Origin of the sequence: Nevskia sp., assembly GCF_021732705.1 — a bacterium.
GTDB lineage: Bacteria > Pseudomonadota > Gammaproteobacteria > Nevskiales > Nevskiaceae > Nevskia.
The window spans coordinates 261766-283924 of the sequence record NZ_JAKFUM010000006.1 but is presented as its reverse complement, the minus strand read 5'-3'; the positions used below and the strand labels follow the sequence as shown (position 1 = coordinate 283924).

Below are 22159 nucleotides of genomic sequence, written 5' to 3'. Positions count from 1 at the left end.
ATCAGCCCTTGGCCGCCGCGCGGCGATAGACCGTGCGACCGATCGAAGTGACGATGTCGGTGGCGTGGAAGAAGCTTTCCGAGTGGCCGGCGAAGAACAGGCCATCGGGGCTCAGCAGCGGCGCCATCTTCATCAGGATGTCGCGCTGGGTCGGCTTGTCGAAGTAGATCATCACGTTGCGGCAGAACAGCGCGTCGAACGGCCCCTTCATCGGGTAGCGCGGATCGAGCAGGTTCAGCGGCTTGTAGGTGATCAGCTCACGCAGTTCGTCGATCACCCGGACACGGCCGGCGTTGGCACCGCTGCCGCGCCGGAAGAAACGGCGCTTCTGCGCCTCGCTGAGCTTCTCGATGCGCTCTTCCGGATAGACGCCGGCGGCGGCCGTATCGAGCACGTTGGTGTCGATGTCGGTCGCGAGGATCTTCACCGGCGGCGTCAGCGTGTCGTAGGCCTCGCAGGCGGTGATCGCGAGCGAGTACGGCTCCTCCCCGGTCGAGGCGGCCGAGCACCAGATCTTGACCGGCGTGTGCCGGCCTTTCTTGACCAGGAACTCGCGAAGAATCTCGAAGTGATGGGCCTCGCGAAAGAACGAGGTCAGGTTGGTGGTCAGCGCATTGGTGAACGCCTGCCATTCATCGGCACTGCCATGCGCTTCGAGCTGGTCCAGATAGTCCTTGAACGACTCCAGATTCAACGCCCGCAGCCGACGGCCCAAGCGGCTGTAGACCATGTCGCGCTTGGATTCGGACAGCGCAATGCCGGCCTTGGCGTGGATCATCTGGCGCACGCGATCGAAGTCGCGGGCGGTGAAGGTGAAGTCGCGGTCGTCGGCGACGATCGAGGCTTCGGCGGCTGCGGCGTGGCTCATCGGAAGTCAGGCTCTTGGCGGTACGACGGTATCGAGGAATTCAGCCAGCCCGGAGCGGACGGCCGCGTCGCGCGGTGGTCGCCCGCGATCGGGGACGACGCCGGACGCGGTGCGCAGTCCGGCGACGATGAGCGCATCGCCCACCATGTCGCCGAGCGTGGCGACCAGTGCCATCAAGTGCCGCTGCCACGAGACTGCGATCATCGTGCTGCTCCGGTTCGTGCCGGGGTTGCGGCTGCCGTCAAACCGTCATGACGGCACGCGCGCTCCGGTCATCGCTGGCAACGGTTCAAAATTCGGTCCACTGCTCGCCACCGCCGTTGAGCGCCTTGGCCGGCGCCGGAACCGGCGAAGTCGACGATGGACGGCGGGTCACCGGCTTGCTGCGCGTCAGCGAACGGACACTGGCGGCGGCGGCCGGCGGCAGCGCCGGGGTTCTGGCGCTGGCCATCGGGCCCTGCTCGCTGGCGCTGACCCGGAAGCCGGCAACCGAGGCGCTGAGCCCCTCGGCCTGCGATTCCAGCGAACGGGCCGCGGCCGACGCTTCCTCGACCAGTGCCGCGTTCTGCTGCGTCACCTCGTCCATCTGGGTGATGGTCTGGTTGACCTGCTCGATGCCCTGGCTCTGCTCCTGCGAGGCCGCCGAAATCTCGGCCATGATGTCGGTGACGCGCTTCACCGACGTCACGATCTCGTCCATGGTCTTGCCGGCGTGCTCGACCAGACGCGTGCCATTGCCGACCTTTTCGACCGAGTCGCCGATCAGGCTCTTGATCTCCTTGGCGGCCCCGGCGGAACGCTGCGCCAGGCTGCGGACTTCCGCCGCCACCACCGCGAAGCCCCGGCCCTGCTCGCCGGCGCGGGCCGCTTCCACCGCCGCGTTCAGCGCCAGGATGTTGGTCTGGAACGCGATGCCGTCGATGACGCTGATGATGTCAACTATTTTCTTCGACGACGCCTGGATCGCGCTCATCGTGCCGACCACGTCGCCGACCACCCGGCCGCCCTTCAGCGCGACGTCCGAAGCGCCGAGCGCCAGTTGGTTGGCCTGACGGGCGTTCTCGGCGTTCTGTTTGACGGTGCTGGTCAGCTCCTCGATCGAGCTCGCGGTTTCCTCCAGCGACGCCGCCTGCTCCTGCGTGCGCTGCGACAGGTCGGCATTGCCGGTGGCGATCTCCTCCGCCGCCAGCCGGATCTCGTCCGTCACACCTTGGATCTGGCTGACCAGGCGGGTCATGCCGTCGAGCACGGTGTTGACGCCGCTGCAGAGATCGCCGATGCGGCCTTCCTTGCCCTCCATCGGCACCCGGACGGTGAGGTCGCCATCGTTGGCGGCAGCGATCGCGTCCTGCGCCTGGCGCACGGCCAGCTCGAGCAGTTCATTGGCGCGCTGCTCGCGATCCTTGATCGCCAGTTCCTCGGTGAGGTCACGCCACTCCACGACGTAACCGACGCGAAGCCCGGCGGCGTCGTTGATCGGGTTCAGGATCAGCGAGAAGTGACGGCCACCGAGATGCAGCCGGGTGACGTGGGTCTGGGCCATCGCCGCCAGCATCGTCCGCTGGTGCGACGGCTTCTTGTGGAAGCGGTCGATGTTGGTGCCGACGATGCGGCGCGCGTCGAAGTTCGGCACGTCGCGGCGGATGTCCGACTCGGCGGTGTTCAACATCGTCTGAATCGACTGGTTGACGTAGACGATGTTCAGATCGGCGTCGGCGATCATCACGTTGGTGACCACCACGTCGAGACCGCGCTGCACGCGCGCCATTTCCGCAGCCATGCGCTGCTCGCGCTCGGTGGCGGCCAGTTCGTCGGTCAGGTCCTTCCATTCCACGACATAGCCGAGCCGCGCATTGGCCTCGTCGTTGATCGGGTTGAGGATCAGCGAGAAGTGCCGGCCACCGAGATGGAGCGTGGTTTTGTGGGTCGCCGACATCCTCGCCAGCATGCCGCGCTGGTGCTCCGGCTTCTTGTGGAAGCGGTCGATGTTGGTGCCGACGATGCGCCGGGCGTCGAAGCTCGGCAGGTCGCGGCGGATGTCGGGCTCGACGACGGCCAGCATTTCCTGGATCGACTGGTTGACGTAGACGATGTTCAGGTCGGCGTCGGCGATCATCACGTTGGTGACCACCACGTCGAGGCCGCGCCGCACGCGGGTGACCTCGGCGGCCATGCGCCGCTCGCGCTCGGCGGCGGCCAGCTCGTCGGTCAGGTCCTTCCACTCCACGACATAGCCGAGACGCGCGCCGGATTCGTCGTTGATCGGGTTGAGGATCAGCGAGAAATGCCGGCCACCGAGGTGCAGCGTGGTCTGATGGGTCGCCGACATCCGCGCCAGCATGCCGCGCTGGTGCTCCGGCTTCTTGTGGAAGCGGTCGATGTTGGTGCCGACGATGCGCCCGGCATCGAAGTTCGGCACGTCGCGGCGGATGTCGGCCTCGGCCGCGCGGAGCATGTCCTGGATCGACTGGTTGACGTAGACGATGTTCAGCTCGGCATCGGCGATCATCACGTTGGTCACCACCACGTCGAGCCCGCGCTGGATGCGCTGCTGCTGGACGAGACCGGCCCGCTGGACGGGACGGGCACGCGCCTGCTGCCAGGCACGGCCCAGCCACAGCGCCGTGGTCGCCAGCAACAGCAGTTGCACCCAGACAGCGGGCAGGCGGGACGCCGCGGCCGCGGCCATCACGGCCGCAGCGGCGATCAGCACACCGCGGTCACGCCACGGCGGGGCAACGGCGGACATCGGGTTCGACTTCGACATGGACGGCACTCCTGAAACGGGGATGGGAAATCGGGTGAGCACAGCCGGGCGCACGCCGGTAACGCGCGGTTGCCGTCGTTCAGAATTCGGTCCAGGCCTCGCCACTGCCGTTGATGACCTTGGCGGGCGTGGCGGCGGGCGTGGCGCGACGCGCCGACGGCTTGGGCCGCGCAGGGCCGCGCAGCGGGGCGACCGGCGGCGGGGCGACCGGCGCGATCGGCGCGGCGGCGCGCTCGGCCGCGTGGACGGCGACCTGCCCGCTGTCGACCCGGAAGCCGGCGACGGCGGTCGAAAGGCCATTGGCCTGCGCTTCCAGCGAGCGCGCGGCCGCCGAGGCTTCCTCGACCAGCGCGGCGTTCTGCTGGGTGACCTCGTCCATCTGGGTGATCGTCTGGTTGACCTGCTCGATGCCCTTGCTCTGTTCCTGCGAGGCCGCCGAGATCTCGGCCATGATGTCGGTGACCCGCTTCACGCTGGTCACGATCTCGTCCATGGTCTTGCCGGCCTGCTCGACCAGCCGCGTGCCGTCGCCGACCTTTTCGACCGAATCGCCGATCAGGGCCTTGATCTCCTTGGCCGCCGACGCACTGCGCTGGGCCAGGCTGCGGACCTCCGAGGCGACCACCGCGAAGCCCCGGCCCTGCTCGCCGGCGCGCGCCGCTTCAACCGCCGCGTTCAGCGCCAGAATGTTGGTCTGGAAGGCGATGCCGTCGATGACACTGATGATGTCGACGATCTTCTTCGACGACGCCTGGATCGCGCTCATCGTGCCGACCACGTCGCCGACCACCTGGCCGCCCTTCAGCGCCACATCGGAAGCCCCGAGCGCCAGCTGGTTGGCCTGACGGGCGTTCTCGGCGTTCTGCTTGACGGTGCCGGTCAGCTCCTCCATCGAGCTGGCGGTCTCCTCGAGCGACGCCGCCTGCTGCTCGGTGCGCGCCGACAGGTCCTGGTTGCCGGCCGCGATCTCGCGCGCCGCCACGTTGATCGCCTCGGTCGATTCCTTGATCCGGGTGACCACCGAGGCCATGTTCTCGACCAGCGCATTGACGCCGCTGCAGAGGTCACGGACCTGGCCGGCCTTGTCGTCCAGCGGCACCCGCTGGGTCAGGTCGCCTTCGCGCGCCGCCGTGGCGACTGCCTGCGTCTGCTCGACGGCCCGGTTCAGCGCGGCCTGGGCATTGATCTGGTCGGTGATGTCGGTGGCGAAGATCGCCGCCTTGCAGGGCTTGCCGGCGAGATCGAGGATCGAGTTGTAGTTGGCCTGGAACCAGACCACCTTGCCGTCCTTGCCGATCCGCTTGAACTGGCCCGACGGGCTTTCGCCGCGGCCGATGCGGGCGATCAGTTCGCGCGCCTCGGCCAGTGCCGCGGGTGTTGCCTCGACCAGCATGTCGTGATGGCGGCCGACCAGTTCCTCCGGGCTGTAGCCGGTGGCGCGGCAGAAGTTCTCGTTGGCCAGCAGAATGGTGCCGTCCAGTGACAGCTGCAGCGCGCAGCGGGCACGGTAGACCGCCGCGATCTGGCCGGCGGCGTCGTTGTCCTTGATTTTCTGTTCGGTGATGTCGGTCGCGTACTTGATGACCTGCTGCGGCCGGCCCGCAGCATCGAGGATCGGGTTGTACGAGGCGTTCAGCCAGATCTCGCGCCCACCCTTGCCGAAGCGGCGGAACTGGCCGGTATCGGCTTCGCCGCGCCCGAGCTTCTCCCAGAACTGCCGGTACTCGGCGGACGCGCTCTCGGTCGGATCGACGAACATCGCGTGATGTCGGCCGACGATCTCGTCCAGCCGGTAACCGGTGGCATCGAGGAAGTTGGCGTTGGCATCGATGATCTTGCCGTCGAGCGTGAACTTGATGACCGCCTGGGTCTTGGAGATCGCGTCGAGCTGGCTTTCGTAGGCCGCCGAGCGCAGCCGCGAGTCGGTGATGTCGGTGGCGTACTTGACCACCTTGAACGGCTTCCCGGCCGGGTCGTAGATCGGGTTGTAGGTGCCGTGGATCCAGACTTCGCGACCGCCCTTGCCGATGCGCCGATACTGGCCGCTGTCGTACTCGCCGCGTCCGAGCTTGGCCCAGAACGCCGTATAGGCCGGCGAGTCGCGGGTGGCGCCGTCGACGAACATCGAGTGATGCCGGCCGACGATCTCGTCGCGCGTATAGCCGAGCACATTGAGGAAGTTGTCGTTGACGCTGAGGATGTGCCCGTCGAGCGAAAACTCGATGACCGCCTGGGCCTTGGAGATGGCAGCCAGCTGGCCCTCGTAGTCGGCCGAGCGCAGCTTGGATTCGGTGATGTCGGTGGCGTACTTGACGACCTTGTACGGCCGTCCCTCGATGTCGAGCATCGGGTGGTGCGAGGCGTGAATCCAGATTTCGCGGCCATCCCGGCTCAGGCGGCGGTATTGGCCGGAATCATGCTGGCCGAGCGCGAGCTTCGACCAGAACTCGCGGTAAGCCGGCGTGTCGCGCTCTTCCGGCACCACGAACATCGCGTGATGCTGGCCGACGATGTCCTCGAGCCGGTAGCCGGTCATGGCGAGGAAGTTCGCGTTGGCCGCCAGCACGCGCCCGTCGAGCGAGAACTCGGCGACCGCCTGTACCTTGTCGATGGCGGCATTGCGGGCGGCGAATTCGATGATCTGCTGGCGCGCGGCGCGGCGCGGGAACAGCGAGGCAAGAAACGTCATGTCGGCAGCCTTCGGAAAGGGTGGAGATCAGGGATCGAGCAGGAAGGCGTGCCGTCCGCCCGGAACCCGCAAGGACGCCGCGCCTGGTAGGCAGCCTTTGCAAGTCCAGTTCCCGGTGGCTGACGCCGGATTTCCGGCAACGCGTGCGGCGGCCGCAGACGCGAAAAACCCCGCAGCGCCGTTCAGGCCCTGCGGGGTTCGTGCTGCCGGGTCCGCACCCTCCCGGCGACCGGGAAGGGTGGGCGCTGCGTCTGGGTCAGAACTCGGTCCAGGTGTCGCTGGCTGCCGCACGTGACGACTTCGGCGCGCTGCTCCCGCCGCCCGATGCCGGACGGCGCAGCGTGCCGGCAGTCGGGGCCGGGGTCGGGCGACCGCCGCGCTGCGGCTGGCCGGCAGCCGGATGCTGCGGTACGCCCTGCTGCCTCCGCTGCACCGGAGCCGCATGGCTGCCTTCGAGCGTGAACTGCGCGACAGCCGTCGACAGGTTGCCGGCCTGATCTTCCATCGAACGTGCCGCCGCCGAAGCCTCTTCGACGAGTGCCGCGTTCTGCTGGGTGACCTGATCCATCTGCGTGATCGCCTTGTTGATCTGGTCGATACCGCTGGACTGCTCCTGCGACGCCGCCGAGATCTCGGCCATGATGTCGGTGACCCGCTTCACGCTGGTCACGATCTCGTCCATCGTCTTGCCGGCCTGCTCGACCAGCTTGGTGCCGTTGCCGACCTTCTCGACCGAATCGCCGATCAGGGTCTTGATCTCCTTCGCGGCCGAGGCGCTGCGCTGCGCCAGGCTGCGGACTTCCGCCGCCACCACCGCGAAGCCCCTGCCCTGTTCACCGGCGCGGGCTGCTTCGACCGCGGCGTTCAGCGCCAGGATGTTGGTCTGGAACGCGATGCCGTCGATGACGCTGATGATGTCGACGATCTTCTTCGACGAATCGTTGATCGCCGTCATCGTCGTCACGACCTGGCCGACGACCTGACCACCCTTGATCGCGACATCGGATGCGCCGAGTGCCAGCTGGTTGGCCTGACGCGCGTTCTCGGCGTTCTGCTTGACCGTGGAGGTCAGCTCTTCCATCGAACTGGCGGTTTCTTCCAGCGACGCCGCCTGTTCCTCGGTGCGCTGCGACAGGTCGAGGTTGCCGGCCGCGATCTCGCCGGCGGCGACGTTGATGGTGTCGGTGGCCTGCTTGATCTGGGTGATGATCTCGGTCAACTGGGCAACGGTGGCATTGGAGTCGTCCTTCAGCTGGCCGAAGGTGCCGTGGTACTCGTTGGTGATGGTTTCGGTCAGATCGCCACGGGCCAGCGCGCTGAGCACGCGGACCACTTCGTTCAGGCCGACGCTGGAGGTTTCCAGCAGCTGGTTCAGGCTTTCGCCGAGCATCTTGAAGAAGCCCTCCTTGCCCTTCATGTCGATGCGCTGCGTGAAATCGCCGTTGGCGGCCGCCGCGACGATGCTGCCCACTTCATTCTCGACCGCCACTTCCGCCGTCCGGTCCTTCCACTCGACGACCGCGCCGAGGCGCTCGCCGGCGGCGTTGATGATCGGTGCGGCGATCAACGAGAACGTGCGGCCGCCGACCACGATCTGAGTGCGATGGGTATCGCGGAAGGTCGACAGCATCCGGGCCTGATGTTCCGGATGCTTGTGGAAGACGTCGATCTTGGCGCCATCGAGCTTGCGCACATCGAAGTTCGGCAGGCTCTTGCGAATGTCCGACTCGGCGACGGTCAGCATCTCCTTCACCGAGCCGTTCATGTAGACGATGTTGCGATCGTTGTCGGCGATCATCACGTTGGTGGTCACCGAGTCCAGCGCCATCTTGATGCGCAGGTTCTCGTCCGCCACTTTCCGCTCGATCACCTGCGCGGCAAAGATGCCGTCGAGCATCGCGTTGATGCCGCCGGCCATTTCGGCGATCGGTCCCTGCTTGCCTTCGAGCGGGATACGCTGGCTCAGATCGCCGCGCTTGGCTGCCGTCACCACTGCCTCGGTTTCGGCCACGGCATGCGACATCGATTCCTCGGCATGCACGCGAGCCGTGATGTCGGTCGCGTACTTGACGACCTTGAAGGCCTTGCCGTCGGCATCGAGGATCGGGTTGTAGGTCGCTTCCAGCCAGATCGGCCGGCCGCCCTTGCCATGCCGCAGGTAGCGGCCGGCATCGAATTCGCCGCGGCCGAGCTTGTCCCAGAACGCGCGGTACTCCGGCGTGCTGCGATAGGCGGCATCGACGAACAGGCTGTGGTGCTGACCGCGCACCTCATCGAGCGTGTAGCCGACGGTGTTCAGGAAGTTGGCGTTGGCGGTCAGGATGCGGCCGTCGAGGGTGAACTCGATCACCGCCTGCGCCTTCGAGATCGCCGCCAGCTGACCGTCGGCATCGGACGCCTTCTGGCGCTGCTCGGTGATGTCCGTGGCATAGACGGCGACCTTGGTCACCGTGCCGTCCTCGAGCACCACCGGGTTGTAGTTGGCCTGCAGCCACAGGTCGCGGCCTTCGCCGGAGCGATAGCGGAACTGCCCGGCCACGGCCTCGCCGCGCGCCAGACGGTCCCACGCGGTACGCATCTCGTTGCGGCTGCCGGCGTCGTCGGATTCGATGACGCTGTGCTTCTGGCCGCGCAGATCGTTCATCGAACGACCGATGACGCGCAGGAAGTTGTCGTTGGCCGAGACGATGGTGCCATCGGTCGTCAGTTCGAGATACGCGCGCAGCCGGCCGATTGCGGCGATGTGCGCGCGCGTGGCGGCCAGTTCGCGGCTCAGTTCGGCAACGGTCAGCCCCTTGACCGCCTTCGGTGCGACGCTCGCGGTGGAGACCTTGCCGCGATGAACCAGTGCCGCCGTCTTCAGCGGCTTGCGCGCGGCCTTGGCCGGCGCACGCTGCGGCTTCGACGGCGCCGCCGGGCGGGAAGAAGACGCCGAGGCGGCGCGGGCAGCCGGCTTGGCCACCGGGCGCGCCGCAGGCTTGGCGGCGGACGAGGCGGACGGGCGGACGGATTTCGGAGTGGACTTCACTTGGGCTTTCATGAGGGTTCTGCCGGGTTCGTGCGGCGGGCGCGACGGGCGCACGCGGGGTGGATCAGCGGGTGACGATCGACGGGCGCTGCGCGGGATGCGAGGTGGCGTCGTGGATGGATGGCGACAGGCCTACTGCAGCGACTGCGACGGCAGATCGACCAGCGCCATGTCGGTCGACGACATCAGCTTCTCGATGTCGATCAGGATCAGCATCCGCTCGTCGAGCGCACCCAATCCGGTGATGTAGGAGGTATCGAGCGCGCTGCCGAATTCCGGCGTCGGCTTGATCTGCTCGGGGCCCAGCTGGGTGACGTCGGACACGCTGTCGACGACGATGCCGACGATGCGCCGGGCGATGTTCAGGATGATCATCACGGTGAACTCGTTGTAGGCGACGCTCGACAGGTTGAACTTGATGCGCAGGTCGATCACCGGAACGATGGCGCCGCGCAGGTTGATCACGCCCTTGATGAATTCCGGCGAACCCGGAATCCGGGTCACGGTGTCGTAGCCGCGAATCTCCTGGACCTTGAGGATGTCGACGCCGTAGTACTCGTTGCCGAGCGTGAACGTCAGCAGTTCACTGCCGACGGCGGAGTGGGCGCTGGCAGCGCCGGGTAACGGGGATGCGGCTGTCGGGTTCATGGCGGGTGACGACCTGTCGGGTGGGACTCTCCTGCTCCGCGTGCAAGTTCAAGACCCGCGCGCCACGCCGTCCCTGGTGTCAAAAAACTTGCACGGCCCGGTGTGTTCGCTGCCCGGAACAGCGCGCCGGCCCGGTCATCGTCGTGATCGATGATGACGATCGCGGACACGACAAGGCCCCTTGCGGGGCCTTGTCGGGGACGGCGTGCGCGACGTGCGCGATGGTCAGGAAGCCAGCGCCTGCGGCGGCGCATGCGACGGCAGCCGCGGCTTCGACGCCGCCGCCGGCTTGCGCGCGGGAGCGGGGCGCGCGGCGGTCATCGCTCTGTCCGCGGCGTGCGGACTGGCGTCTTGCGCCATCTCGTCGATCACGAAGCGAGCCACGGCCGCCACCAGGGCCTCGGCCTGATCCTCGAGCGAGTGCGCCGCAGCCGAGGCTTCCTCGACCAGTGCCGCGTTCTGCTGGGTCATCTGATCCATCTGGGTGATGGTCTGGTTGACCTGCTCGATGCCCTGCGTCTGCTCCTGCGAGGCCGCTGAAATCTCGGCCATGATGTCGGTGACCTTGCGCACGCTGCTGACGATGTCGGCCATCGTGCGGCCGGCTTCCTCGACCAGTTGCGTGCCGTTGCCGACCTTCTCGACCGAATCGTGGATCAGGGTCTTGATGTCCTTCGCCGCCGAGGCACTCATCTGCGCGAGGTTGCGCACTTCCGCCGCCACCACCGCGAAGCCGCGGCCCTGCTCACCGGCGCGCGCCGCCTCCACCGCCGCGTTAAGTGCCAGGATGTTGGTCTGGAACGCGATGCCGTCGATGACGCTGATGATGTCGACGATCTTCTTCGAGCTGGCGGTGATCGAACCCATCGTCGTCACCACCTCGCCGACAACCTGCCCGCCGCGCAGCGCGACATCGGACGCGCTGATCGCCAGCTGATTGGCCGCGCGCGCGCTTTCCGCGTTCTGCCGCACCGTGGCGGTCAGCTGTTCCATCGAACTGGCGGTTTCCTCCAGCGAAGCCGCCTGCTGTTCCGTGCGCGCAGAGAGATCGGCATTGCCGGTGGCGATCTCGCTGACGCCCTGGTTGATCTGCGCGACGGCCTGCTTGACCTCGCCGAGCATCGCGGTGAGCTGGGTTGCCGTGGTGTTGGAATCGTCCTTGAGCCGGCCGAAGGTACCGCTGTAGTCGTTGCTGATCCGTTCGGTCAGATCGCCGCGCGCCAGTGCCTCCAGCATCCGCACCACTTCATCGAGTCCAGTCTGGCTGACCGTCATCAGGCGGTTCATGCCCTCGCCCAGCTGCTTGAAGAAGCCTTCCTTGCCGCTCAGCTCGATGCGTCGCGTGAAGTCGCCGGCAACGGCGGCTTCGACCAGTGCCGCGATCTCGCCCTCCGCCGCCAGCTGATCGGTGCGATCCAGCCACTGGCCGACCGAGCCCATGCGCTCGCCGTTCGGGCCGCGGATCGGCGTGGTCGTGACTTCGTAGGTGCGGCCGCCAAGGCGCAGCAGCGAGGACGTGGTGCGCTCCAACGCCTTCAGCCGCGCCAGCGCTTCGTCCGGCTTGGCATAGAACACGCCAACCGAGCCGCCGAGCAGCTTCGAGGCATCGAAGCCCGGCAGTTCGCGCTTGAACGCGGCTTCGTCGCGCTTCAGCACCGACTGCAGCGCATCGTTCAGGTAGACGATGGTGCCGTTCTCGTCGGCGATGCGGACCGGCATCACCGTGGCGTCGAGCGCGTCGCGAATGCGCCGATGCTCGGCACTGGCCTGCGTGCGGGCGTCCGCCATCTGCCTGCAATGCTGCTGCACGCGCAGCACGGCGTCGCGCAGCAGCCCGTCGGGCACACGGCCGGTGCGCCCGGCTGCGATGTCGTCCAGCGCTTGGGCGCTCGCTGCCAGCGGCTGGAACACGAGCACCTGCAGCGCCAGTCCCACGACGACGGCAGCCGCCAGCGCGACACCGGCGGCATCGGTGAGCGATGTCGACAACAGCACCAGCAACGCAGCGAACGGCACGGCGAACGACAAGGCCGTCGTCACCAGCCACGGGATCGGAAACGCGATTGATGCTTTCATGTCGGACACCTGCGTGATGGAAAGCGATGTGACCGTCAGTGGTGCGCTGCGAGGCCGCCGCCGGCTGCGAGCACGGCCAGATCGTCGGCCTGAAGCAGGCGTTCGATGTCGACGAGGATCAGCATGCGGTCGTCCAGCGCACCGAGGCCGGAGATGTACTGGGTATCGACCCCGGCCCCGAATTCTGGAGCGGGCTTGATCTGGTCGACGCTGAGTTGCGTCACGTCGGACACCGCGTCGACGACGATGCCGACGGTCCGGTTCGACAGGCTCAGGATGATCATCACCGTGAACTCGTTGTACTCGACCTTGCTCAGCCGGAACTTGATGCGCAGGTCGATCACCGGAACGATGGTGCCGCGCAGGTTGATCACGCCTTTCAGCCAGTTCGGCGCATCGGGAATCCGGGTCACGGTGTCGTAGCCGCGGATTTCCTGCACTTTCAGGATGTCGACGCCGTAGTACTCGGCACCAAGCGAGAAGGTCAGCAGTTCGCTGGCGGCAACCGCCGCCTGCGCGCGGGAGCCGCCGGACAGGGTCAGCAATTCAGGGGTCATGGGAGTGCTCGATTCGATGGCAGGGACGGATGCGGGGGCGGATCAGAATTCGGTCCAGACGTCGCCGCCGCCGTTGACGCGGCGCGCTGCGACCGGCGGGGCGACCGCGGCACCGCTGGCAGCGCTGGCGCGCCGTGGCGCAGGCTTGATCCGCGGCGTGCCGGCTTTCCGTATCGGCGCCGGCCGGGCGGCCGGGGCCGGGGTCTCGACCACCGGATGGGCACGCGCCTGATCGAGCACGAACACCGATACCGTCTGCGCCAGCTGCTCGGCCTGCTGCTCCAGCGCGTGGGCCGAGGCCGACGCCTGCTCGACCAGCGCCGCGTTCTGCTGCGTCACCTCGTCCATCTGGGTGATCGCCTGATTGACCTGCTCGATGCCGGAACTCTGCTCCTCCGACGCCGCCGAAATTGCCGAGATGATCTCGGTCACCTGCTTCACGCTGCCGACCACCTCGTCCATCGTGCGGCCGGCCTGTTCGACCAGCTTGGTGCCGTTGTCGACCTTCTCGACCGAATCGCCGATCAGGGTCTTGATCTCCTTCGCGGCCGTGGCCGAGCGTTGCGCAAGGCTGCGCACTTCCGAAGCCACCACGGCGAAGCCGCGGCCCTGCTCGCCGGCGCGCGCCGCTTCCACCGCCGCGTTCAGCGCCAGTATGTTGGTCTGGAAGGCGATGCCGTCGATGACGCTGATGATGTCGACGATCTTGCGCGACGAGTCGTGGATCTCGCCCATGGTCGTGACCACGTCGGACACCACCTGGCCGCCGCGCAGCGCGATCTGCGATGCGCCGTGCGCCAACTGGTTGGCCTGGCGCGCGCTTTCGGCGTTCTGCCGGACGGTCGACGTCAGCTGTTCCATCGAGCTGGCGGTTTCCTCGAGCGAGGCCGCCTGCTGCTCGGTGCGCGACGACAGGTCCTGATTGCCGGCCGCGATTTCACGCGATGCGGTATGGATGGTTTCGGTCGCCTGCTTGATCGTGGCGACGATGCGCGACAGCTGTTCCACCGTCTGGTTGGAATCGAGCTTCAGCTGGCCGAAGGTGCCGTGATACTCGGCGGCGATGGTCTCGGTCAGGTCGCCCTTGGCCAGCGCGCCGAGCACCCGCACCACTTCGCCGAGGCCGACCGAACTGGTGTCCATCAGCTCGTTGATGCCGCGCGCCAGCGCCAGGAAGAAGCCGGTCTTGCCGTCGAGCGCGATGCGCTGCGTGAAGTCGCCTCGGGCGGCAGCCTGGACGATGCGCGCCACTTCGGCTTCGGTCGCCACTTCGTTGCTGATGTCGCGGGCGTACTTGATCACCCTGACCGGCTTGCCGGCGGCATCGAACAGCGCGTTGTACGAGGCTTCAAGCCAGATAACGTGACCATCGGCCGCGATGCGGCGGAAGCGCCCGCCGATGAACTCGCCGCGACGCAGGCGGTTCCAGTGCGTGGCGTAGTCCGGATGCGCGACCTCGGTCGGATCGCACAGCATGCTGTGCGGCTTGCCGATGATCTCGGCCAGCGGATAGCCGAATGTCTTCAGGAAGATGTCGTTGGCATGCTGGATGCTGCCGTCGAGGCCGAACTCGATCACCGCCTGCGAGCGGTTGATCGCCGCCAGCTGGCCACTGTTCTCGGCCGCCACTGCAGCGCGGCGACGCAGCTCATCCTGCATGCGGGCGAGCGAGGCCATGACGCTGCCCGGATGCGCCGCAGCGCCCTCGACCTCGCGGTCCAGCGTGCCGCCGGCGATGCGGTCGGCGACCAGGCCGGCATCGCTCGGATCGGCTCCGAGTTGCGCCATGATCTTGCGGGTCACCGCAAGGCTCAGCCAGGCCAGCAGCGCCGCCAGCACCGCGAGACTGCCGAACTGCGCCCAGGTGACTTCACGGCCGACGGTCTCGCCAGCCGCGGTCTGCTGCGCGATCAGCGCCTCGATGCTGTCGCCGACGGCCGCCAGCGAGCCTTCCAGCGCCGTGAAGGCCGCGCGAAACTTCGGCAGGCGCGCGGTCGCTGCCGTGGCGTTGCGCGACGCGAGATCGACGATGGCGGTGGCTTCGGCGGCATAGCTGTCGATCTGCGGGCCGACCGCGTCGAGCTGCTGGCGGATGTCGTGATCCAGCGTGGTGGCGTTCAGCGAGGCCAGCGATTCGCGAATGTTCTGGATATGGCCGTCGAGCCCGCTGCGGATCTCGGCGAAGCGCGCCGCATCGGCCCGGGTGTCGGCCGCGAGCATGGCGGCGAGCACGTCCGAGTTCAGGGCGTCGTGCATCATGTCGACCTGCATCTGGGCGCGAACGGCCTGCGCCGCTGCCGATTGCCGGGCAGCACTTTCCAGCAGCAGCTTCTGGCCGAACCAGCCAACGAGACCGAGGGTGCACGCAGCCACCAGACCGGCGGCCCCGAGCAGCAACAGGCGTTTCTTGAGATTCATGGGCAAAGGTCCTCGGGAAAACGGACGCGCTACCAGCGGGCCGACAGGCCGATGGCAAGGGTGATGTCGGGAGTGCTGCGGTTCAGGCCGGCGTAGGCGGCGGTGTCGAGCTGCAGGTTGTCGTTGATCAGCCAGACCAGGCCGGTGTCGAAGCTGAACTGGGTATCGCCATGACCGGCGGAGCCGAGTTCCTCGCTCGCCAGTTCGACGAAGCTTCTGAACTGCGGTGTCCAGGCATGGGCGACGGTGATGCCGAAGATGCCGCTGACGTAGCGGTTGCCCGCGTCGTCCTCATTGAGCGCGAGGCCCGGCATCAGGCCGAGCGAGCAGTCGTGGGGCAGCTCCCATTCGGCGACGCCGCGCAGCGACGTGCCGACGCCGCTGGCGCGAAAGGCGCGGCTGCCGCTCGGCAGGTCGACGTGGAACAGCACGGCCAGCGAGGCATCGGCCGGCCCCGGGGACGGCACGTGGTACTTCACGCCGAGCGCGATGTCGCCGATGCCATCAGCCTGTGGCGTCGACGCGTCGGAACGTTGCAGCAACAGGCCATCGGTCTCCAGCCGGGCTTCCCAGTTCTCGCTGAAGCCGAGGCGCAGGAGCGTTGGTGTCGCCAGCGTCTGCGGACGATCATCGACCCCATCGCGGCGTTCCATCGCGACACTGGTCTCGATCTGGAAAGTGCCGGTGCCGACGGTCAGGCTGGACTCGACGAAATCCGGCCGGTCGGTGCTGATCGGATCGGCCGACGCCGGTGTCGGGAGGCACGCCGCGAAGACGCTGCACAGGATCGTGTTGCGGGCAATTGCCGGGAGCTGGATGTTCATCAGAATTCCGTCCATTGATCGCCCGACTGGGCCAGTGCCGGTTCGAGCGCGGCGCGACGGCCGGCTGCCGCGGCGCGGCCGCCTCGTCGGCTGGTGCCGACGGTCTTGCCGCCGGGGCGCACCGGCAGCGGCAGCACGCGCGACGAGCCGCCCGACGCATCGCCTGCGCCGGTGCCGCGAGCGTCGTGCGACAGCACGAACACCGCCACGGTGCTGGCAAGATCGGTGGCCTGCTGCTCCATCGACCGCGCGGCGGCCGAGGCCTGCTCGACGAGGGCCGCGTTCTGCTGCGTCACCTCGTCCATCTGGGTGATCGCCTGATTGACCTGCTCGATGCCCGAGCTCTGCTCCTCGGACGCCGCGGTGATCTCGGCCATGATGTCGGTGACCCGCTTCACCGAGGTCACGATCTCGTTCATGGTCTTGCCGGCCTGTTCGACCAGTCGCGTGCCGGCGCCAACCTTCTCGACCGAATCGCCGATCAGCGTCTTGATCTCCTTGGCGGCCGCGGCGCTGCGCTGGGCCAGGCTGCGCACTTCCGCCGCGACGACCGCGAAGCCCCGGCCCTGCTCGCCGGCGCGGGCGGCTTCCACCGCGGCGTTTAGCGCCAGAATGTTGGTCTGGAAGGCAATGCCATCGATGACGCTGATGATCTCGACGATCTTCTTCGACGAATCGTTGATGGCATCCATCGTGCTGACCACGTGTGACACGACCGAGCCGCCCTTGACTGCGACTTCCGAAGCGCCGATCGCCAGCAGGTTGGCCTGACGGGCGCTCTCGGCGTTCTGCTTCACGGTCGAGGTCAGCTGCTCCATCGAGCTGGCGGTTTCCTCGAGCGAGGCCGCCTGCTCTTCGGTGCGCGACGACAGATCCTGATTGCCGGCCGCGATCTCGCTGGCGGCGACATTGATCGTGTCGGTCGCGTTCTTGATCGTCGAGACGATCGAGGCCAGCTGCTGCACCGTGCTGTTGGAATCGGCCTTCAACTGACCGAAGGTGCCGTGATACTCGTTGCTGATGGTTTCGGTCAGATCGCCCTTGGCCAGCGCGCCGAGCACGCGCACCACTTCGCCGAGACCGACCGAACTGGTTTCGAGCAACTGGTTGATGCTGGCGGCCAGCGTGCCGAAATAGCCGGACTTGCCTTCCAGCGAGATGCGCTGCGTGAAGTCGCCACGGCCGGCGGCCTCGACGATGCGCGACACCTCCTGTTCGGTGGCCACTTCGATCGTGCGATCGAGCCATTCGACGACCGCACCGAGCCGCGTGCCGTTCTCGCCGACGATGGGGTTGACGGTCAGCGCGAAGCTGCGGCCGCCGACCTTGATGCTGGCGCGCATCGTCGCGTTCATCCGATCCAGCATCTGCGTCTGGTGCGCCGGATTCTTGTGCAGCGAATCGATCGAGGTGCCGATCAGCTTGCGGGCATCGAAGCCCGGCAGGTCGCGACGGATGTCGGACTCGGCACCGATCAGCATCTCCTGCACCGACCGGTTGACGTAGACGATGGTGCGATCGGCGTCGGCGATCATCACGTTGGTGGTGACGTTGTCGAGCGCGTTGAGGATGCGACGGTTGACGTCGGCCTCGCGCTTGATCGTTTCCGCGCGTTCGGTCTCGCGGTTGCCGCGCTCGCGTTCCAGCGCCTGTTCGGCGTTGACGCCGCGAACGATCCAGACCGCGAGCCCGGCAAACGCCAGCAGCCCGAAGCAGACCAGGCCGACCATCTTCATGCGCGTGCCGGTCAACGCCGTGCGGCGCGTGGCGAGCGTGTCGCCGATCAGGCCGAGCGCCGCCTTGCCGAACGCCGTGCCGTGCTCCAGCGCGGTCGCGGCAGCGGCGGACTGCGCGGCGGTCGGCCCTGCCGCCAGCGCCGCCTCGAAGGTCGCGGTCGACTGATCGAGATTGGCGAATGCGGCGCCGATCACCGCCTCGAACGACGGATCGGCAGCAAACGACTTGCGCAGCGACTCGGCGAGCGCGTGACGAGCCTCGGCGATCCGCTCGCGCAGCATCGCGATGTCGGCGACGCCGGCATTGGCGGGCATGGCCGCGGCATCGCCCAGCGCCGCCAGCAGCGCCGGCGTCGAGAACATCGTGGCCGACATCAGGTGATAGGTATTGGCCTCGGGGTCCAGCGACAGCGTCGAGGCATCGGCAATGGTGGTGAGGCTGTTGCGCCAGGTGGCGCGAGCCTCGCTGCTGGCGGCGTCGCCACGGGCGTCGAAGGCCGCCAGTGCGGGTGCGATTCCGCCCTGTTCTGCATCGACGGCCGACAGCGCGACATTGACCTGCGCGACATACAGCCAGGTGCCCAGCCCGACGAGGCCGGTGGCGACTGCGATCATCAGGACCAGCTTGCTGGTCAGGCGCAGGGATTTCAGGAAGACAGGCATCTTCGGCACCTCGGGGAACGTGTGGTCAATACCGACGCGCCGCGCATGCGGCTGTCTGAGCGGCCGACGTCACGGCGATGACGTCGGCATGCAACGGGCTGCGGACCCGGTACGAGACCGTGTCCGGCAGTCAGGTGATTCGGTGCGGCGGCGCAGGCCCATGCGAGATCGGCCTGCGCGCGGTCATGCAGCCGCGGCCTGGCTGGTGCTGCGGACGAGTTCGCCGACATCGAGAATCAGCGCGACGTGGCCATCGCCCATGATCGTGGCGCCGGAGATGCACGGAACCCGGCGATAGTTCGCTTCGAGGTTCTTGATCACCACCTGCTGCTGACCGACCAGTTCATCGACCAGCAACGCGACCTTGCGGCCATCGGATTCGAGCAGCACCAGAATGCCGAGGCACGGATCGTGGACCTGCGAATCGAGCCGGAACAGTTGCCACAGCGCGACCACCGGCACGTATTCGTTGCGCACGCGCACCACCTGACCGAAGCCGGCCACGGTCTTCACCTGCTCGGGCACCGGCTGCATCGACTCGACGACGCTGTTCAGCGGAAGCACGAAGGTTTCGCCACCGACGGCGACGGTCATGCCGTCGAGGATCGCCAGGGTCAGCGGCAGGCGGATCACGGTGCGCGAGCCGCGACCGGCCTCGGAGAACAGTTCGACCTGTCCGCCGAGCGCCTGGATGTTCTTCTTGACCACGTCCATGCCGACGCCGCGGCCGGAGACGTCGGTCACCTTCTCCGCGGTCGAGAAGCCCGGCGAGAAGATCAGCTGCCAGACCTCGCCGTCGGGCATCGATTCGGCCTGCGCGGCGGTGATCAGGCCATTGGCCTGGGCCTTGGCGACGATGCGGGAACGATCGAGCCCGCGACCATCGTCCATGACTTCGATGACGATGTGGCCGCCCTGATGCGCGGCCGACAGGCGAATGGTGCCGGTGGCGTCCTTGCCCGCAGCGGTGCGCGCGGCCGGCAGTTCGAGACCGTGATCGAGGCTGTTGCGAACGAGGTGATTGAGCGGATCGGTGATCTTCTCGATCACGCTCTTGTCCAGCTCGGTGGCTTCGCCGAACGTGGTCAGCCGGACCTGCTTGTTCAGGCGGCCGGCGAGATCGCGCACCACGCGCGGGAAGCGACTGAACACGCTTTCGATCGGCAGCATGCGGGTCGACATCACCGCTTCCTGCAGCTGCCGCGTGTTGCGGTCGAGCTGGCTCAGGCCGGCGAACAGCTTCTCGTGCAGCACCGGATCGAGCACGCTGGCGAGCTGCGTCAGCATCGCCTGCGTGATCACCAGTTCGCCGACGAGATTGATCAGCGCATCGATCTTCTCGGTGCCGACGCGGATCGAGCTTTCGCCGCCATGGCTGCCGCTCGCCGCCGCCGCCGGCACGGTCGCCGTGGGCACGGCGGCCGACGCGGTCACGGCGGCATCGGCACCGCCCACCAGCGTCAGCACCGGCTTTGCCGCGGCCGGCTTGTCAGCTGCAGGGTCAGCGGCGCAGGTCGCCGCGGGAGCCGCCTCGATGCTCAGCGTGCACTCGTCTTCGACCCAGGCGAATTGTTCAACGATTTCACTGCGAGGCGCAGTGGTTTCGAGCGCGATCTGCCACGACAGGTAGCAGGTCTCGGCGTCGGCCGCATCGAACGCCGGCAGACGCGACAGGTCGGTTTCGACCGTCATCGTGCCGAGGTTTTCGAGGCCGCGCAGGATGCGCCACGGGTCGTTGCCGCTGCGGAAGATGTCGGCGTTCGGCATGAAGCCGATGTTCCACACCGTGCTCGCTGGCACCGATGGCGCCGATGCCGCGGCGGTGGTGACTGCCGCGACGGGTCCGGCCGATTCGCCGGCCAGCGCCCGCTTGATCTCGGCCTGGGTGCTGGCCACGGCCTCGACATCGAGCGCCGACCCGTCGCGCGCCGCACCGAGCAGCCCGCGCAGCACATCGACCACGCGCAGTAGCAGATCGACATCGCCTTGCGTGATCCGGCGCTTGCCGGCGCGCATCTCGTCGAGCAGGGTCTCGACGCCATGCGTGTATTCGGCAACGCCGGCAAAGCCGAAAGTGGCCGCACCGCCCTTGATCGAATGGGCCGCGCGGAAGATCAGGTTGATCGTCTCGCTGTCCACCGTCTGCAGATCAAGGCGCAGCAGCGCCTGTTCCATGGTGTCGAGCCCTTCGAAGCTTTCCTCGAAGAAGCTCTGGTGAAACCGGGTGAGATCGAGCGTCATGCCATGCCTCGGACTGGAGATCGGGCGCTGCGGGTGTGCGGCGTTACCCCACGCAGGCAAGGCGTGTTCCAGACGTCGACGACGTAACCTTGACAACTTCCATCCCTTGCGCAGGCCGGAAAAGCGCGTGCAGACAAGCGCTTGCAACCGGCGATCGGTCAGCGTCCGGCGCTGGTTGGAAGTCGCTCAAGTTTCGCGGTGGCGCTGGCGCCATTGCCGCGTCGGACCGCGCACGCGGTCATCGGCGGCTGGCCGGCAGTGGTCCGTCGGTCCTCGATGGCGTTCGACGGGCGCCCGGGTCGATGCGAGGCGGCGCCTCGGGGTCGTCAGGCGCGACGGGCCGCCGCCGCGCCGCGCCAGCAATCGGACGCGGCCGTCGGCTCAGGCCGCGGCCGCGGACTCGTAGCCGGCGATCCAGCCGTCGAGTGCCTGGCGCTGGCCGATGGCCTCGATCCAGTCCTGATCGATGCGCTTGAGCACCGGCGTCGGATTGCTCGGGGACATGCCATCAAGCCGCGCGTGCTCCATCGCATCCGCCACATGGATGGCACCGGCAAGCCCGAGCTGGGCTTCGCCGAGGGCCGCCGGTTGGTGGTGGAAGGCCACCGCTTCGACCAGCGACGGCGGCAGGCCCCACAAGGCCAGCACGTGGGCGCCGATTTCGGCATGCGTGCAGGCGAAGATCTGCTGCTCGGCGATGTGCTGCCGGATGCCCATGCGCTTCGACAGATCGATGGCGCGGGCATAGGCCTCCGGCATCGACACGGCGAGGATCACCTGGCCGATGTCGTGCAGCATGCCCGCGCAGTACGCGGTGCGGCTCAGTTCGCGATCGGTCAGCAAGGTTGCGGCGGTCATGCCAACACGCTGCGAATGGCGCTGGACTTCCTCCAGCGAGAAGCCGGCCGGCGCGCAGATCTTCGACATCGCCCGGAACAGCTCGGCCGACGCCACCAGATGGCGGATCGGCTCGAAGCCGAGATAGGTCACCGCCTCGCGGATGTTGGTGATGCGCCGCGCGAGGCCGAAGAACGCCGAGTTCACCAGCTGCAGCAGGCGCAGCGTCATCGACATGTCCTGCTCGATGATCGACGCGACCGACTTCGGCGTGGCCCGGCCGCTGTCGAGATCCTGCGTCAGCTGCTGATACAGGCGCGGCACCGCCGGCAGGCTCTTCAGCGAGCCGAGCGAGGCCATAACACCGTTGGAATAGAGCTTGGCCTGCAGCGTGCAGGCACGCGCGACGACACGGCTGAGATGCGTCAGGTCGAACGGCTTGGCCAGAATCTGGTGCGCCACCGGCAGCGCCTTCATCACGCTGTCCTGACTGGTCTGGGCGCTGAGGATCAGCCGCACCGTGGCCGGCCAGCGGTCGCGCACATCGCGCAGCAAGGCGATGCCATCGAGCGTGGCGCCGCCGGCGGCGCTGCCGATGTCGCTGATGACAACATCGAAACGCTGCGCTTCGAGCGCCGACTGGGCGGCGGCCGTGCCGATCACGTACTGCATGTTCCAAGCGTCGCGCAGCGGCTTCAGGCGAGACAGCAGCGCTTCCTGCGCGGAAGACGAGGATTCGGCAATCAGGACGTCGATCATGGCGATGGCGGAGCAGATGGAATTCGGGCGGGAACGGGGTGATCGCGC

The 22159-nt window shown here is 67.5% G+C and carries 12 protein-coding genes and 1 pseudogene; all 13 read right to left on the bottom strand.

What is annotated here, in order from left to right; all coding sequences use genetic code 11:
• Position 1: 1 nt before the first annotated feature.
• The 13 genes and pseudogenes from QZ951_RS06720 to QZ951_RS06660 all read right to left on the bottom strand — a co-directional run bounded on the left by QZ951_RS06720 (position 2) and on the right by QZ951_RS06660 (position 22111).
• On the bottom strand, positions 2 to 868 hold the full coding sequence (locus tag QZ951_RS06720; RefSeq protein ID WP_292999765.1) for a CheR family methyltransferase: 867 nt from the start codon (positions 866 to 868) through the stop codon (positions 2 to 4).
• Between the two features lie 6 nt (positions 869 to 874).
• Positions 875 to 1072: a hypothetical protein gene (locus tag QZ951_RS06715; protein WP_292999764.1), complete on the bottom strand. Its 198-nt coding sequence runs from the start codon at positions 1070 to 1072 to the stop codon at positions 875 to 877.
• An 85-nt stretch (positions 1073 to 1157) separates the two neighbouring features.
• Positions 1158 to 3635, bottom strand: a complete 2478-nt coding sequence (locus QZ951_RS06710) for a methyl-accepting chemotaxis protein (protein WP_292999763.1) — start codon at positions 3633 to 3635, stop codon at positions 1158 to 1160.
• A gap of 79 nt (positions 3636 to 3714) precedes the next feature.
• Positions 3715 to 6324 carry a methyl-accepting chemotaxis protein gene (locus QZ951_RS06705; RefSeq protein WP_292999762.1) on the bottom strand — a complete coding sequence of 870 codons (2610 nt, stop codon included), beginning with the start codon at positions 6322 to 6324 and terminating at the stop codon, positions 3715 to 3717.
• Positions 6325 to 6580: 256 nt separating this feature from the next.
• On the bottom strand, positions 6581 to 9364 hold the full coding sequence (locus QZ951_RS06700; RefSeq protein ID WP_292999761.1) for a methyl-accepting chemotaxis protein: 2784 nt from the start codon (positions 9362 to 9364) through the stop codon (positions 6581 to 6583).
• A 120-nt stretch (positions 9365 to 9484) separates the two neighbouring features.
• The gene (locus QZ951_RS06695) at positions 9485 to 10000 is read right to left on the bottom strand and encodes a chemotaxis protein CheW (RefSeq protein ID WP_292999760.1); all 516 of its coding nucleotides are present in this window, start codon (positions 9998 to 10000) and stop codon (positions 9485 to 9487) included.
• A 225-nt stretch (positions 10001 to 10225) separates the two neighbouring features.
• The gene (locus QZ951_RS06690) at positions 10226 to 12076 is read right to left on the bottom strand and encodes a methyl-accepting chemotaxis protein (protein WP_292999759.1); all 1851 of its coding nucleotides are present in this window, start codon (positions 12074 to 12076) and stop codon (positions 10226 to 10228) included.
• Positions 12077 to 12111: 35 nt separating this feature from the next.
• A complete protein-coding gene (locus QZ951_RS06685; protein ID WP_292999758.1) occupies positions 12112 to 12633 on the bottom strand; it encodes a chemotaxis protein CheW in 522 nt (173 codons plus the stop codon).
• A gap of 42 nt (positions 12634 to 12675) precedes the next feature.
• Positions 12676 to 14220, bottom strand: a pseudogene (locus QZ951_RS06680) (methyl-accepting chemotaxis protein); the annotation flags it as partial.
• An 860-nt stretch (positions 14221 to 15080) separates the two neighbouring features.
• Entirely contained in the window at positions 15081 to 15875 is a 795-nt protein-coding gene (locus QZ951_RS06675) for a transporter (RefSeq protein ID WP_292999756.1), read from the bottom strand.
• Positions 15875 to 18274, bottom strand: a complete 2400-nt coding sequence (locus QZ951_RS06670; protein WP_292999755.1) for a methyl-accepting chemotaxis protein — start codon at positions 18272 to 18274, stop codon at positions 15875 to 15877. Before QZ951_RS06670 ends, QZ951_RS06675 begins: the two co-directional genes overlap by 1 nt.
• A gap of 183 nt (positions 18275 to 18457) precedes the next feature.
• Complete coding sequence (locus QZ951_RS06665) at positions 18458 to 20515, bottom strand: chemotaxis protein CheW (protein ID WP_292999754.1); 2058 nt, start codon at positions 20513 to 20515, stop codon at positions 18458 to 18460.
• A 381-nt stretch (positions 20516 to 20896) separates the two neighbouring features.
• Positions 20897 to 22111, bottom strand: coding sequence for a response regulator (locus QZ951_RS06660; RefSeq protein ID WP_292999753.1), 1215 nt, complete (start codon positions 22109 to 22111; stop codon positions 20897 to 20899).
• Positions 22112 to 22159: the final 48 nt, after the last annotated feature.

Excerpts from the sequence above, each read along its gene's own strand:
- QZ951_RS06720 (WP_292999765.1), bottom strand. The coding sequence starts at position 868 with ATGAGCCACGCCGCAGCCGCCGAAGCCTCGATCGTCGCCGACGACCGC.
- QZ951_RS06715 (WP_292999764.1), bottom strand. The coding sequence starts at position 1,072 with ATGATCGCAGTCTCGTGGCAGCGGCACTTGATGGCACTGGTCGCCACG.
- QZ951_RS06710 (WP_292999763.1), bottom strand. The coding sequence starts at position 3,635 with ATGTCGAAGTCGAACCCGATGTCCGCCGTTGCCCCGCCGTGGCGTGAC.
- QZ951_RS06705 (WP_292999762.1), bottom strand. The coding sequence starts at position 6,324 with ATGACGTTTCTTGCCTCGCTGTTCCCGCGCCGCGCCGCGCGCCAGCAG.
- QZ951_RS06700 (WP_292999761.1), bottom strand. The coding sequence starts at position 9,364 with ATGAAAGCCCAAGTGAAGTCCACTCCGAAATCCGTCCGCCCGTCCGCC.
- QZ951_RS06695 (WP_292999760.1), bottom strand. The coding sequence starts at position 10,000 with ATGAACCCGACAGCCGCATCCCCGTTACCCGGCGCTGCCAGCGCCCAC.
- QZ951_RS06690 (WP_292999759.1), bottom strand. The coding sequence starts at position 12,076 with ATGAAAGCATCAATCGCGTTTCCGATCCCGTGGCTGGTGACGACGGCC.
- QZ951_RS06685 (WP_292999758.1), bottom strand. The coding sequence starts at position 12,633 with ATGACCCCTGAATTGCTGACCCTGTCCGGCGGCTCCCGCGCGCAGGCG.
- QZ951_RS06675 (WP_292999756.1), bottom strand. The coding sequence starts at position 15,875 with ATGAACATCCAGCTCCCGGCAATTGCCCGCAACACGATCCTGTGCAGC.
- QZ951_RS06670 (WP_292999755.1), bottom strand. The coding sequence starts at position 18,274 with ATGCCTGTCTTCCTGAAATCCCTGCGCCTGACCAGCAAGCTGGTCCTG.
- QZ951_RS06665 (WP_292999754.1), bottom strand. The coding sequence starts at position 20,515 with ATGACGCTCGATCTCACCCGGTTTCACCAGAGCTTCTTCGAGGAAAGC.
- QZ951_RS06660 (WP_292999753.1), bottom strand. The coding sequence starts at position 22,111 with ATGATCGACGTCCTGATTGCCGAATCCTCGTCTTCCGCGCAGGAAGCG.